General features: G+C 46.9%; 11 protein-coding genes and 1 other annotated feature. Of the genes, 3 read left to right on the top strand and 8 right to left on the bottom strand.

The window, feature by feature from the left end; genetic code table 11:
• The first annotated feature begins 334 nt into the window (after positions 1 to 334).
• Positions 335 to 1,393: a calcium/proton exchanger gene (gene cax / locus AC1TPC_RS10970; protein ID WP_482066885.1), complete on the top strand. Its 1,059-nt coding sequence runs from the start codon at positions 335 to 337 to the stop codon at positions 1,391 to 1,393.
• 55 nt (positions 1,394 to 1,448) lie between these two features.
• On the opposite strand, the gene AC1TPC_RS10965 is transcribed toward cax, so the two are convergent.
• From AC1TPC_RS10965 to AC1TPC_RS10945, 5 genes are all read right to left on the bottom strand, one after another.
• Positions 1,449 to 1,736: an Fpa/YlaN family protein gene (locus AC1TPC_RS10965; RefSeq protein ID WP_482066884.1), complete on the bottom strand. Its 288-nt coding sequence runs from the start codon at positions 1,734 to 1,736 to the stop codon at positions 1,449 to 1,451.
• A gap of 139 nt (positions 1,737 to 1,875) precedes the next feature.
• Positions 1,876 to 2,118: an HPr family phosphocarrier protein gene (locus tag AC1TPC_RS10960; RefSeq protein WP_482066883.1), complete on the bottom strand. Its 243-nt coding sequence runs from the start codon at positions 2,116 to 2,118 to the stop codon at positions 1,876 to 1,878.
• Positions 2,119 to 2,255: 137 nt separating this feature from the next.
• Positions 2,256 to 3,371 carry an aminopeptidase gene (locus AC1TPC_RS10955; RefSeq protein WP_482066882.1) on the bottom strand — a complete coding sequence of 372 codons (1,116 nt, stop codon included), beginning with the start codon at positions 3,369 to 3,371 and terminating at the stop codon, positions 2,256 to 2,258.
• A gap of 30 nt (positions 3,372 to 3,401) precedes the next feature.
• A complete protein-coding gene (locus AC1TPC_RS10950; RefSeq protein WP_482066881.1) occupies positions 3,402 to 4,130 on the bottom strand; it encodes a hypothetical protein in 729 nt (242 codons plus the stop codon).
• 141 nt (positions 4,131 to 4,271) lie between these two features.
• Entirely contained in the window at positions 4,272 to 6,212 is a 1,941-nt protein-coding gene (locus tag AC1TPC_RS10945) for a sensor domain-containing diguanylate cyclase (RefSeq protein WP_482066880.1), read from the bottom strand.
• A gap of 362 nt (positions 6,213 to 6,574) precedes the next feature.
• Here AC1TPC_RS10945 and rpsD point away from each other — a divergent pair, with 362 nt between their 5' ends.
• Positions 6,575 to 7,177, top strand: coding sequence for a 30S ribosomal protein S4 (rpsD, locus tag AC1TPC_RS10940; protein ID WP_482066879.1), 603 nt, complete (start codon positions 6,575 to 6,577; stop codon positions 7,175 to 7,177).
• A gap of 51 nt (positions 7,178 to 7,228) precedes the next feature.
• Here rpsD and AC1TPC_RS10935 read toward each other — a convergent pair whose 3' ends face one another.
• The 3 genes from AC1TPC_RS10935 to tyrS all read right to left on the bottom strand — a co-directional run bounded on the left by AC1TPC_RS10935 (position 7,229) and on the right by tyrS (position 10,690).
• The gene (locus tag AC1TPC_RS10935; RefSeq protein WP_482066878.1) at positions 7,229 to 8,746 is read right to left on the bottom strand and encodes a flotillin family protein; all 1,518 of its coding nucleotides are present in this window, start codon (positions 8,744 to 8,746) and stop codon (positions 7,229 to 7,231) included.
• A 25-nt stretch (positions 8,747 to 8,771) separates the two neighbouring features.
• Entirely contained in the window at positions 8,772 to 9,302 is a 531-nt protein-coding gene (locus AC1TPC_RS10930) for an NfeD family membrane protein (protein WP_482066877.1), read from the bottom strand.
• A gap of 131 nt (positions 9,303 to 9,433) precedes the next feature.
• Positions 9,434 to 10,690, bottom strand: a complete 1,257-nt coding sequence (gene tyrS, locus AC1TPC_RS10925; protein ID WP_482066876.1) for a tyrosine--tRNA ligase — start codon at positions 10,688 to 10,690, stop codon at positions 9,434 to 9,436.
• A 54-nt stretch (positions 10,691 to 10,744) separates the two neighbouring features.
• Positions 10,745 to 11,050, bottom strand: a binding site (T-box leader).
• Between the two features lie 122 nt (positions 11,051 to 11,172).
• On the opposite strand from tyrS, the gene AC1TPC_RS10920 reads away from it, so the two are divergent.
• Positions 11,173 to 14,235 carry a transglycosylase domain-containing protein gene (locus AC1TPC_RS10920; protein ID WP_482066875.1) on the top strand — a complete coding sequence of 1,021 codons (3,063 nt, stop codon included), beginning with the start codon at positions 11,173 to 11,175 and terminating at the stop codon, positions 14,233 to 14,235.
• Positions 14,236 to 14,294: the final 59 nt, after the last annotated feature.

The following is a 14,294-nucleotide window of genomic DNA, read 5'->3' as shown; positions in this document are numbered from 1 at the left end:
TACATCTGGCTCCGAATCGAGCGGAAAGTCATATTACTTGAATGACAGAAATAACCCAATATAATACTTGGAAATGACGTTGCCCCTTCGTATGGGGAGGGGGATGGTGTATGCTAAAATCTAGCAATACCTGTCGATTCATCATTTCCACTTACATTTTTGGAAGTAGTCCCCTATGACATCGTGTATTAAGGCTCATTACTATGGACTTTCGAAATTCAGGATAATAATTTGTAAGTTTCATTTCGATTAAAAGATGGTAAAGTTTACATAGCTCATCTTTTCCGCTATATTATTAACAGGTTTTCAGCAAATTTGCAAAGAGGTGCTTAGTTTGAATCAAAAATTGTTTTTCACAGGTTTAATCGTCATGTTTGCGCTAAGCGGGATCGGTCATTTTGCTCACTTTGGCAACACGCTGCAGTTCATCATCTCCGCGATTGCCATTATTTTTGTGGCAGGGTTTCTCGGCAAAGCGACCGAGAGCGTCGCGCACTATGCGGGTCAGCGGTTGGGCGGCTTTCTAAATGCAACCTTCGGCAACGCCGCCGAGCTTATTATCGCTATATTCTTGATCAAGGAGCAGCAATTCGATATGGTGAAAGCGAGCTTGACGGGCGCGATCATCGGAAATCTTTTGCTTGTGCTGGGACTCAGTATTTTGTTGGGCGGTCTGAAGTATAAGGAGCAGCGCTTCAACAACCGATTGGCCGATCATAACTCTACCCTAATGATCATGGCTGTCATCGGACTCTTCGTTCCAGCTGTATTCGTTGTTTCAGAGAATTTCACGTTTGAGAAGGATCAATTTCTAAGCCTAGCGGTTGCAGGCATTCTGATCATCTCCTACATTTTGTGGCTCATCTTCTCGATGGTGACGCATAAGGATATGCTCTCAGACGAAGTCATGAATGCCGATCATGGCGAGGAGCCTGCCTGGTCCAAAGGAAAATCGATTTTTTTCCTCGTCCTTGCTACCGTTATGGTCGCCTTTGTAAGTGAATGGCTTGTACATACCCTTGATGCATTTAGCGAGCAATTTGGCCTATCTGAGCTGTTTATAGGGGCATTTGTCATCGCTATCGTCGGTAATGCCGCAGAGCATAGCGCTGCCGTCATCTTGGCCATGAAAAACAAGATCGGCGCAGCTGTTGAAATTGCCATCGGAAGCAGCCTTCAAATCGCGTTGTTCGTAGCTCCCGTACTCATTCTCGTCAGCGCAATGTTCGGCAACACGATGGATATCGTCTTCACGCCAATCGAGTTGACCGCAATCGGCGTATCCGTCTTTATCGCCAAATCCGTGTCGCGCGACGGACAGACGAACTGGTATGAGGGCGTTCTGCTCCTTATGGTCTATGTTATTCTCGGTATTGCCTTCTACCTTGTATAAGCATACACCATTGATCTATTCGAGAGAAAAAAAAAGAGTAGTCTCCATTTGGAGGCTACTCTTTTCTTTCCAAAGCTTCGTATAGCATTGCTAAATTACGCTCTAATCGACTCACTATTTCCTTGCCTGCCATCTCTGCTAACAAACCTGCGCGAACAGCAAAATCAACCTCTCGCGAGAATCCATACATTTGCGTATCTAGCACTTCCTCGTACAGCGGACATTGACGGGTTGTCAAGTTTTCCATCTGAACTTCGATTAGCTTTTCTATTTTACTCGCATCTTCTTGAAGGAGACGAAGCGCTTTCTCATGCAATTGTACCGTAATTTCCGGTGAAGACATCGTTTTCCCCCCTGTGCGCGTATCCGCCGCCGTCTTCTATACCCTTTATATTAGACGAAAAAGAGGGATTATACAAGGTCAAAACAGAAAAGCGCCCCTTCAAAAAGAAGGGACGCCATTCTGGAATATTATAATACTACTAATCCGTAATAACAGTAACGTTCAAGTTATGCTTAGCGAAAATATCCGCCATCGCTGTTTTTGCTTGTTCAGCATCAGGTCCGTGTACATGCAGTTCATAGGCATGGCCGCCTACTAGTGTTGTGAATAGTCCGAGAATGCTTTTTACATCAATATATTTGCTCTCGGCTTGCAGTACGATGGACGAAGTGAATTGGCTAGCCGTTTGGGAAATTTCTACAATAGCTGCATTGTTGGACATGGGAGATCCCTCCAGTTAAATTAGTAAAGCTTACCTTTGTCACCATGATAACCCGAAACGTAACATCGAGCAAGTGGTAAAATGAAAAACGCTTTATTTTCCATTTATAATTAAGAAAGCAATGACACTTTCTTTATTTATTTCAAGTTTTCAGCATTTAACGCTTCAAGCTCAGGAATTACGAAAACGCCATCCTTGCGAATGAGAATATCGTCAAAATATATTTCTCCTCCGCCATATTCCGGACGTTGGATGAGCACCAAATCCCAATGCACGGAGGAGCGGTTGCCATTATCCGTTTCCTCATACGCTTGGCCTGGCGTGAAGTGCAGGCTGCCCGCAATTTTCTCATCGAACAAGATGTCATTCATCGGATGCAAAATATGCGGATTAAACCCTATCGCAAATTCACCAATGTAGCGCGCGCCCTCATCCATGTCTAAAATTTCATTCAAACGGGCCGTGTCATTACTCTCTGCCTTCACAATTTTCCCGTTCTCAAACGTGAGCGAGGTGTTTTGGAACGTTACTCCAGAATAAACGCTAGGCGCGTTATACGTGATCGTGCCCTGCACGGAGTCGCGTACCGGCGCGGAAAATACTTCGCCGTCTGGAATATTGCGATGTCCGGAACATTTTTTAGCTCCGATGTTTTTGATCGAGAAGCTAAGGTCCGTTCCTGGCGATACGATGCGGACGCGATCTGTTTTGCTCATAAGCGCCTGCAGCGGGTCCATTGCTTTGTCCATTTTGGCATAATCCAAATTGCATACGTCAAAATAGAAATCCTCGAACGCTTCCGTGCTCATGTTCGCAAGTTGCGCCATTGAAGGGGTCGGGTAACGCAAAATGACCCATTTCGTTTTTTTAACGCGCTGCTCCATATGTACCGGATTTCTGTAGATTTGCTCGTATAAGCGCATATTCGCATCAGGAATGCCTGCCAGCTCGTTGACATTGTCGCCAGAGCGTACTGCGATATAGCCCTGCATGTTTTTCATCCGCTCCAAATCAAGCGATGACCATAGCTCCATTTGCTCCTTAGTCGCATGCTGCAGCAAAGTACGAAGCACGGAACGATCGCTCGATTCAACGAAAGGTCTTCCGCCGCGCTTAGCAACCTCTTCTATTAAACATTTTGTCAGCTCCCGTTCTGAACCGACCATGTCAATTAATACATTTTCGCCCGGCTGAACATCAATAGAATATTCGACTAAATTTTTTGCCAGCTTTTGCAATCTTGGGTCACGCATGTTAAAAATCCTCTCCTTCTTCCTTGCCTTCTAATCCATCGTAACACGTTTTTGCTTCTGTTGAACAGTTTCGCTCGATGCTCCGTTAAAGGATTGAAATCTTACTGTCGTGTACCTTTCCTCTGCTGCCGGTTTATGATTGTACGTATAGCTGAAGGATGTATTCTCCTCCATTTTAAGTGGAAGCATCCGATCTCGATCAATGACCAATTCATACTTCGTCACCGCATTCATTGTAGCTAGCATATCGTCTAACTGCTTGCGAGAGCGTGTAAGCTCCTTCAACCATGCTTGGCGGTACGGACGATTCTTTGCCGGGATATCGAGCTGATCGAGCTGCTGACGCAGCCTCTGCTTCCATCGCTCCTTTGAGACGGCGACATTTTCTGTAATCAGCAGCGTGACCGTTTCTGGATCGTAGGTGTCGTTTGCCAAACGAACTCCCTCATTAGCATTGTTCAATGCCTCCAGCACTTGCACAGGGTTCCAATGCAGCGGGTCTGCCGTACTCGTCTGAAGCGTCAATTGCTGATGGTCCACCACTTTGCCTTCGAATATTTCCGGTTTAAATTCCAAACCATCCGCCGTCTTCATGCTCATCGAGCCCGTAAAAGCGTATTGATCCGTGGCCGCAAGTCCTGAATAAGATAAGGATAGCCATTCCTCTGGTGATCGCTTATCGCCTGCATCGCCGCATCCTAGCATCGACATAAATGCTAATGCAAGTAGACCCGCTCCAATTGATTTGTTTCGTTTCATTTCTGCTCCTCCCGTCCAATCGGTTTTTGTAATATCGTCCCTAACCTGCAAGATACTTATTCCACTTATGGGCAAAAAGAAAAGGATGCCCGCTAAGGCATCCTTCATCTGACCTGTTCTGTAATAAAAAACAGGCTATATTCAGCTTTGTCCGACATAAATACAATTTCTTCCGTTATTCTTAGCCTCATAGAGCGCCATATCGGCACGATAAAATAACGATTCTACGCTAATTTTATCATCCTCAAACGTCCACTCGGATACGCCGCATGATACGGTTACGACCGGGTCAGTCTCTCTCTCCACCTGCAGCCTAATCCGCTCGGCGATGCGGTAAGCTTGTTCGGCTCTTATGCCTGGCAGGTATACCGCTAGCTCTTCGCCGCCCCACCTTGCCGCTATGTCGCCAAGTCTGATCGAGTTCATTATAATGTCGCTCACTTGAATGAGAATGCGATCGCCGACTTGATGCCCGAAAGTGTCATTCACTCGCTTGAATAAATCAATATCCACAAGGATAAGCGACCCAAATGGATCCTTGCGCTGACGGTTTAAAATTTGTTCATTTAAATAATGACGGGCATGAAGCCCGGTCAAATTGTCGGTAATAACCATCCGACGCACTTCAGCATGCAAGGAAGCATTCGTCACCGCAAGACCGATATGCGTGCTCATCACTTGAAGCAGCTTATAATTTTCGTAAGAGAAAAAATTCGGCGCCTTATGCGCAACCAAAATGACGCCTACGACCTCGTTATCCGCCAAAATAGGCGCAGCGATAAGCGATCTCGAGCTCGTATTGTCCATTAGCTTGGAGGTTACGACACGAGTATGCCAGTAATCGGATATGATTAAAGGCTCTCTCGTCCGGTAAACAATGCCGCAGAAGCCATAGTCGGGCGAGAAATGCTCGCTCGTAAGTGCCGGGAAATTGCTGGACATTACAACAAATTGATTCTTATCTTTATTTAGCTGCAGAACACAGCAAAAGTCAGCATCAAATATCGTTAAAAGCTCGCTTGTCGCAAATTGAAAAATTTCTTTAAGCCTTAGCGATTGGTTCAGTCGTTTCGTAAGCTCATTAATAAGGCGCAGCTCATTGATAAGCAAATTAGACTGCTCGTACAGTTTCGCATTCTCGAATGCTGACCCTGAAGTATCGGCTAACAGCAGGAAGGCCGGCAAATCTGCCACATCCCATTTTCCTGGCCCGATAGACATGCATAGAACGCCATATGCAGCTTGCTTGCCGGTCATCGGAACAGCCAGCCGAAGGGTACCGTCCCGATCCTTCTCGGATACGGATTTCCCGTTAAGAAACGCTTTAGCCACAATATCATGCTCGGCATTTTTGAAGACGAGCGGCTTCACGCGAGGATCGCCGTTCAAGTGATCCTGCGACAAATACAAATAAACCTCAGAGCTCGGGTACAGCATCTCTAAACTGCGAAGCAGCTCCGATAGCACGGAGGAAACATCGATTTGATCATACAGCCGTTTGGTTGCTTGAAACAGCTCATTTCTTTTTTTCGCTTCCTTCTCTGCCCGCTGCTGCTGCAAGAGCAGATCCTTGACGTATAATTGTTCGAACTTATGGTAAAAACAGCTGCGGAAATGAAGCGAGCATCCTAGAAGCTGAGTCAAATCCATCAGAGAGCCGTTAGATGAAATGTATGTGAAAACGCCAAAAACAGCGCCATCGTTACGCCTATGCACAGGCACTGCTGCAACAAATAGATCTTCTTCGCCACTCACACAGCTCTCTCCGCTGCTTAGAACACGGCTGACCGCTGTCTCAAGTGCAGCATTACGATTTTCACGCCCATCGTCATACTGACCCGCTGCAGCAACCTCTTCCGCTTCTTGATTGAACAGCACAAACTCACCATTCTTAAATGATGCCAAAGCAGCTGATTCATTTGCCCATTGATTAAAACCCTCTTGAAACAAAGGAGGTAACAAAGGCTTGTCCGCATCGCGTATATCTTCACTACTGAACCAAATCGGTTGTGATTCTGCTGATATATCCACAATTGTAGAGGTTTTATAATATGCAAAATTGCTATTCACTCGATCAACCATGCAGCCTCAACCCTTTCATCTGATAACCAAGGAGATGAGCTTCCCATTTTAGCTTATTATTACAATCATCATACTCCATCTTTGAGAATTTTGCACTACTAAGTCGATAAAATATAGGACTTTCGATGCTCTTAAGATCTTGTTTAAATTCATGCATGAACCTTGACAATGACTATATATTTCATATATTATATATTGATGAATAGATGGGCGTACGGTTTTGTGTCACCCTCATGAAATACGTTCGCTGTAGGCCAGCGGCTGACTAGCCTAACAGGGACGAGCTTGCTCGGACGTTGAACGTATTCGGCGAAACACAACCCCATTCACAAATTTATTTGATGAAGGAGTTAATATTACGTATGTCACGTTATACAGGACCTAAATTTAAACTAAGCCGTCGCCTTGGAATCTCTTTGAGCGGAACGGGTAAAGAACTTGCAAAACGCGCATTCCCACCAGGTCAACACGGCCCTAACCAACGCAGAAAAATGAGCGGTTATGGCGTTCAATTGCAAGAGAAACAAAAGCTTCGCCACATGTACGGTTTGAATGAAAAACAATTCCGCAACTTGTTTGACAAAGCGGCAAAAATGAAAGGTAAAGCCGGTGAAAACTTCATGGGCCTCCTTGAAAGCCGTCTTGACAACCTCGTTTACCGTCTTGGCCTTTCCAACTCCCGTGCAGGAGCTCGTCAGTTGGTATCACACGGTCACGTAACTGTAAACGGCAAGAAAGTGGATATCGCTTCTTACAGCGTTTCCCTTGGCGATGTAATCGGTTTGCGCGAGCGCAGCCGCAGCCTAAGAACAATTAAAGAAGCTATGGAAGGCCGTCACCACCTTCCGAACTACCTTGAGTTCAATGATCAATCAATGGAAGGTAAATTCCTTCGTCTGCCTGATCGCGGTGAGCTTTCCCAAGATATCGACGAGAAACAAATCGTCGAATTCTACAGCCGTTAATGATGAGAAAAACCTTGAACCATTTGGTTCAAGGTTTTTTTATTCTTTTGCTTACGATTTTTCGGGAAGCTTAGCAGCAGCAGTAATATCTACTGGTATGCTGCTCGTGCCCGGTGAACTAATCGCCCTAGATGTCAGTCCTTTAATAAGAGCATTCACATCGATGCCGGATACGCTCTTCAGCATCTCTGGCGCGGTAGACATCAATGAAGTCACATAATTGCTTAAGCGCGCTGCCCCTTCTCCGTTCCCGGTGTCTACAACGGTAAGCTTATCGATGTTGCTGATCGGCTCAGCTACTTTGCCGGCAAGCTCAGGCAGCATTTTGACGATGATATCAAGCACGGCAGCTTCTCCGAATTTCTCGAAAGCTTCAGCAAGCTTCTCTTTCGCTTCTGCTTCCGCTAAACCGCGCAGCCTGATTACATCTGCCTCAGCCGTACCTTTCGCTCTCTCCGCTTCAGCGACAGCAAGGCCGTCCAAGCGCTTCTGAGCGGCATGTGCTTTCGCTTCTGCTTCGATCCGGTACTGCAAGGCATCTGCTTCTTTAAGGTGCTTCGCCTTGTTCGCTTCAGCCGCTTGCTCAACCGCATAACGGTCCGCATCTGCTTTCTTTTTCACTTCCGCATCATACTGCTTCTCGCGGCGCAAAATTTCTTTCGCTTCCAGATCAATCTCACGCTCTTTGCGTACGAGCTCAACCTTCATTTGCTCCTCTACAACGCTTTGCTTCGCGCGGGCTTCCTGAATCGAATAAGCTTGATCCGCTTCAGCCTTCGCTGTATCCTGATCGCGTTTAAAGGAAGCGACCTTCATTTCCTTCTCTTTCTCAGCCTCAGCAATGTTTGTATCACGCACGAGCTCGGCTTTTTGACCAGCCTCGGATGCAAGTGCTTTTTGAATTCTAGCATCCCGAACCGCTTCGGCCTCTGCAATTTCCGCATCACGCTTAACCGCTGCGATACGCGGCTTGCCCAGTGCATCCAAGTATCCGTGCTTATCGCGCAGGTCCTTGATCGTGAAGGATACGATTTGAAGACCCATCTTCTTCAAATCCTTAGCCGCAACCCCTTGCACCTCTTGCGCAAATTTGTCGCGGTTCCGATAAACCTCTTCAACCGTCATAGAGCCTAGAATAGCACGCAAATGTCCTTCCAGTACCTCCTGCGCTTCGCCTTTCAGCGCCTCGGTCGGCTTGCCTAGAAATTGCTCTGCCGCCGTTGCCACATCTTCTACCGCTCCGCCGATTTTAATAATCGCCACGCCGTCCGCCATAACCGGAACCCCTTGCTCCGTATAGACCTCTGGTGTCGACACATCAAGCTTATGCGACAGCAAGGATAGAAACTCAGCCTTTTGGAAGATTGGCAAAATAAACGCGCCGCCGCCCCTTATGATTTTTACTTTTCGACCCGATTCATCCGTGCTGGCGTTGCGAGTACCAAGAAACGAACCCGTTACGAGCATCGCCTCATCCGGACTCACCGTCTTATAGCGCGCCCAGAAGGCTAGACCCAAGACGACAATTACTCCAATAACGATTGCTGGTATAACAAAAACTTCCGGCATTGACATTCCCCTCTCCACTGCTCAATTAAGATAAGTCCACTTCGGAAACATAAAGCGTGCTGTCTCTTACCTCAACGACCACAACTTTGGAGCCGCTTGCAATTTCAACCCCATCAAAGCTTGCGGCAATCTGATTCGTAAATCCAGCCCCTACTTTAACCATCACTTCCCCATAGCCAGCCGCCGGAATTGGAACGAGCACATCTCCCAGCATGCCGGACATCCCATTAAGCGAAAAAGCGATTGAATTCTCACTTTGCTCCATTGGCTTAATATATAGGAAAAAAACGGCCGTTCCAGCTATGAGCGCAATCAATAAGGCTACAATTACAATGGCTGTCGCTCCGAAAGAAGTATATCGATCGAGCATAAGCCCTGCCCCGCCAAATACGGTAATTCCCCCAACAAGCGCAGTCGGTGACAGCCAAGAATGACCATCTAACGACAAAAAATCGAGCGCACCGTCCAATGCCTGACCCAGCCAATCCCCAAAAATGACACTAACGAGGGCATACATGATTCCGCCGATTAGACAAGACATAAATAGCGTCTCCAACTTCCTCCTCCTCTCTCTGTATCCAGAACCTGTTAATGCTTCCGTTATTTATTACGTTTGAAATAGGGATTTGTTTCTAAAAAAATAAAACTTGCTGAATTTTATCCATTCAACAAGCTTTATTAGAACAATTATACTAATTTAATTTTGATAAATTTGCGCTTGCCAACCTGAAGCACGTCGCCGTCATGCAGCGTAACGTCAGCATTCACATCGGTAATTTTCTCTTCATTGATACGTACTGCTCCCTGCTGCACGCTGCGCCTTGCCTCACTGCTTGTCGGCTGTAGACCAAGCTCTGTAAGCAGCTTTACGATGCGAATTTGACCGTTATCGAGATCACCCAGTGACACGGGCACCTCTTCAATATCATCAGGCAGAGCACGCTGCTGAAAAACAGTTATAAAATGATTTTCAGCAGCTGTCGCTGCCTCTTCGCCATGATACATTCGCACAAATGCAGCCGCCAGCTGCATTTTCGCATCGCGCGGGTGCATGGAGCCATCCTCAAGACCGGACTTCAAATCCGCCAGCTCCTCGTTGCTTAAATCGGTAGCAAGCTCGTAATACTTGAACATAAGCTCATCCGGGATCGACATCGACTTGCCGTATATTTGGTTTGGCTCCTCATCGATGCCGATGTAATTGCCTAAGCTTTTGCTCATCTTGTTTACGCCATCGAGGCCCTCAATCAGCGGCGTCAATATGGCTACCTGAGCCTCTTTGCCGTATTCCTTCTGCAGCGTTCTGCCCATGAGCAGATTAAATTTCTGATCCGTACCGCCGAGCTCTACATCGGACTCTAAAGCAACCGAATCATAGCCTTGCATAAGCGGGTAGAAAAATTCATGTATGCTGATCGGCAATCCGCCCGTGTAGCGCTTTGTGAAGTCGTCACGCTCCATCATGCGCGCAACGGTTACTTTCGCAGCTAAATTAACGACATCAACGAAGTTAAGCGGCGCTAGCCACTCCGAGTTGTAGTAGAGCTTCGTTAGCTGCGGATCTAAAATTTTGTAAATCTGCTTCTGGTACGTTTCCGCATTCCGCTTTACATCTTCTTCTGTCAGTTGCTTACGCGTTTCCGATTTGCCGGTTGGATCGCCGATCCTCCCCGTAAAATCTCCGATAATTAACTGAATCTGGTGGCCAAACTCTTGAAACTGACGCAGCTTGTGCAAAACAACGGTGTGCCCGATATGAATATCCGGTGCCGATGGATCAAGGCCCAGCTTTATTTTGAGCGGCGTACCTGTTGCGACTGCCTTTGCCATTTTATTTTTCAATTCATCTTCAGGCACGATTTCTACGACACCTCGCCGGATAACAGCAAGCTGGCGCTCGACCTCCATTTGTTGCTCATTCGTTAAACTTTCCCACTTTGCCATACAACTTTTCCTCCCTCGTATACGTCTATATAGACATAAAAAATCCTTCTTGCCCCAAGGGACGAGAAGGATTAGCTCGCGGTACCACCCTCGTTAGAGTATGTCTGTCTTTCAATGACCATGATCATTGAGACCCGAGCATTACTCTCACTTCGTTGTTGATAACGGAGACGGGCTCCGAAGTGAACTACTGCGGCTTTAGACAGCCGCCCCTTCTCGGGCTGACACTGATCGTTAGCATACGGTTCCTTCACTTAGCTCCAGGCGGTAATTCAACAAGCGGCGCATACCGGTTTCCACCACCCACCGGCTCTCTGCAATTACGATTCGCTGTCTACTCATGCCCTTCAAAGCATTGATTAGATGAAACATTATAGATTTTATACCACAGTGCTGAGCAGGAAGTCAATGCTGTTAAAGCATGCGTTCCTTTGGTGATTTATGTTATAATAGGTCTGCTATTTGGAGGAGGAGTTATAAAAATGCAAGAGGATCGTCAACCGGCGCCAGTCAAAAGAAGCAAATGGCGTACATTCGGAATCGTAACATTTATAACAGTCAAATGGATGGTATACTTCGGAATCTTTATCGGATTGCTGGCAGGCGGCGCAGTAACGGGCTATGTTGCAGCACTCGTGAAAAATGAGGAGGTAAGGCCACGGACCGTCATTGAAGAAAAAGTAGGCGAAAACGCCATAACCGGGTTCGTTTATTTCAATGATGATACACTTGTCGGACAGCTAAGAACATCTGAGGATCGAATGATTATTACATACGATGATTTACCTCCACAGGTTATCAATGCCGTACTTGGTATTGAAGACAACAATTTTTTTGAGCACAAAGGGGTAGACATCAACGGACTTGGACGCGCCGTGAAGCAAAAGCTTCTAAACGAGGATACGCAAACCGGAGGAAGCACGCTTACTCAGCAGTTGGCTCGCCGCGTATTTCTAAGCCTGGACAAAACGGACAGCCGTAAAATCAAAGAAATATTTTTGTCCCTGCGCATGGAGCGTTATTTAACGAAGGAAGAAATATTAACGGCTTACTTGAACAAGGTTCCGTTCGGGAACGGTTCTAGCGGCTACAATCTATTCGGAATTAAAGCAGCAGCCAAAGGTATTTTTGGTATTTCCGATCTTAACCAACTAAATCTTGCGCAGTCTGCCTATCTGGCAGGTCTACCGCAGCGGCCATCAGCCTATACTGCATTCACGGGAAAAGGCCAATTCAATCAAGGCGGGTTCGACTTGGCGCTTGGGCGGCAACGGACTGTGCTGATGAGGATGTTCGAGACGGGTCGCATCACGCAGCAGGAATACGATGAAGCGCTCAAATTTGACATTCGGAAGACGCTTGCCAAGCCATCTGAGAAGGCTTATACGACATATCCCTATTTGATGCTTGAAGCAGAACGTCAAGCAGCGGAAATTATGCTTATGGAACAGGATAAGACATTAACGAAAGCTGATCTTCGCAAAAAGGAAAATGCCGGGTTAATCGAGGAAGCCCGTGATCATCTGCTTCGCGGCGGTTATCATGTCTATACGACGATTGACAAGGATATTTACCAGTTCATGCGTGAGATCGGCAGCAATGATGAAAACTTTTCGCCTTACAGTGAGGAAAAGGGTCTCGAGCAAATCGCTGCGATCATGCTGGATCACAAAACCGGAGCTATCGTAGGAATGCTCGAAGGCCGCGACTTTTATGAGGAGCAGCTAAACTACGCTACTCAAATGACAAGGCAGCCAGGCTCGACTATGAAAACATTAGCCGCATACTTGCCGGCTATTGAAATGGGGCTTATCCAGCCTGCCAGCATCATTGATGATGCGCCGCTCGTCCTCAAGGACGGTCAGAAAGGCTTCCATATCCCGATGAACGTCAATCGGAAGTTTGCGGGTCTTGTAACGGCACGCGAAGCGTTAAACCGCTCATTGAATTTGCCGGCCTTGAAAATTTTTAATGAGGAAGTCAAAATCGAAAATGCATGGACATTTGTCAAAAAACTTGGCATAACAACGCTTCAGCCGACCGACTCCTCTTCACAAACAGGCGTAATCGGAGGACTAAGCATCGGTACATCCGTTGAGGAGCTTACGAACGCATATGGCTCTATTCCGAACAAAGGGGTCTTCAATGACGCTTATATGATTTCAAGGATTACAGACGCAAACGGCAAAATCATCTACGAGCATAAGCAAGAGCCAAAACGCGTATTCTCGGAACAAAGCGCGTTCCTGATGACCGATATGCTCTCTACCGTTATCTCGAACAGAAGCGGCTCTGCCAACAAGCTCAAATCGCAATTCAAGAAATACGGTAAAATCCCGATTGCAGGTAAAACGGGCTCGACGCAAAGCTATGGCGACGTATGGTTCATGGGCTTCTCGCCTGATATTACTTTAGGTGTGTGGGCCGGCTACGAGGAGCAGGTTAATTCCCTCTCTGAGAATGGTAAAGCAAGAGCCCGTTCCATATGGGCATTAATGATGAACAAATTAGCAGAAACAAAACCTGAAATTTTTGTAACCGACAAGTTCGAGCGGCCATCCGGCATCGTCAAGGCAACGGTGTCCAGTGCAAGCGGTTTGCTGCCAAGCCAATTAACGAAGGAAGCAGGCATGCTCGTAACCGATTGGTTCAATAAAAAAGATATACCGAAGAAAACAGACGATGCGCTCGTTAAGATGGCGTATACCACTTACGAAGGTGTAAATTACGTCCCTAACCCTGCTACGCCAAGCGATATGGTTAAGGAGCAAATCGTCATTAAACGGAAAAAGCCGCTGGATGTCCTAATGGATGAGATCAGAGCTGCGCAGTCCAAGTTACCGGCAAAAAGCCGGCGTTCGATATCGGTATACCTGCCTGCGGACGCGGAAGACAATGCGCCGTCCAAGCCAGATCCGCGTGTCGATGACGGTGCAGCTCCACCGCCTCCTGCAAGCATAAAGATGCAATCAACGGATGGCTCGCTCATTTTAACATTTAGCGATAGTTCAGCTAAGGATGTTGTCGGTTATCGCGTCTACAGATCGATTAATCAGGGCGCTTACGAGAAGCAAGGAGAATCCATCATTGCCGGTGCTGAGAAGCGGATGAAGGTCAACGCCTCCGGTTCTCTGGGCTATACGTATTACGTGACTGCGGTTGATGTCGTGGGCAAAGAATCAGCACCGAGCCAGCTGGTTCAGTACGGAAACAACCCAATCACCCCTAATCCGCCTGAGGGCGGCGACGATAATCCGGGAGAAGATCAACCAGGCTCAGATGCGCCTGCTGCTCCAACAGGCCTAAAGGCTGCAAAAACGGATCTTAGCGTACGCTTAACTTGGGCGTCTAACAGCGTCTCGGATCAAGTCATACAGTATCATGTATTTTACAGCTCGAATAATGATGGTCAATATACGAAGATTGCTTCCACCTCGGAAACAAGCTTTGAGTATGTTGCTCCACTCATAACAGGAAGCTTCTATGTGACTTCGGAAAATGAAAATGGCGAATCTGCCCCATCCTCGAAGCAAACCGTCAGTTAGCAATTGCTAGTTGCTTCGACTTATCTACTGGCCAGTCATATAAGCTCAATAAGTCAGAA

Source organism: Paenibacillus sp. Y280 (genome assembly GCF_056786335.1).
The sequence above is the reverse complement of the archived record's forward strand: the minus strand, read 5'-3'. Positions and strand labels throughout refer to the sequence as shown.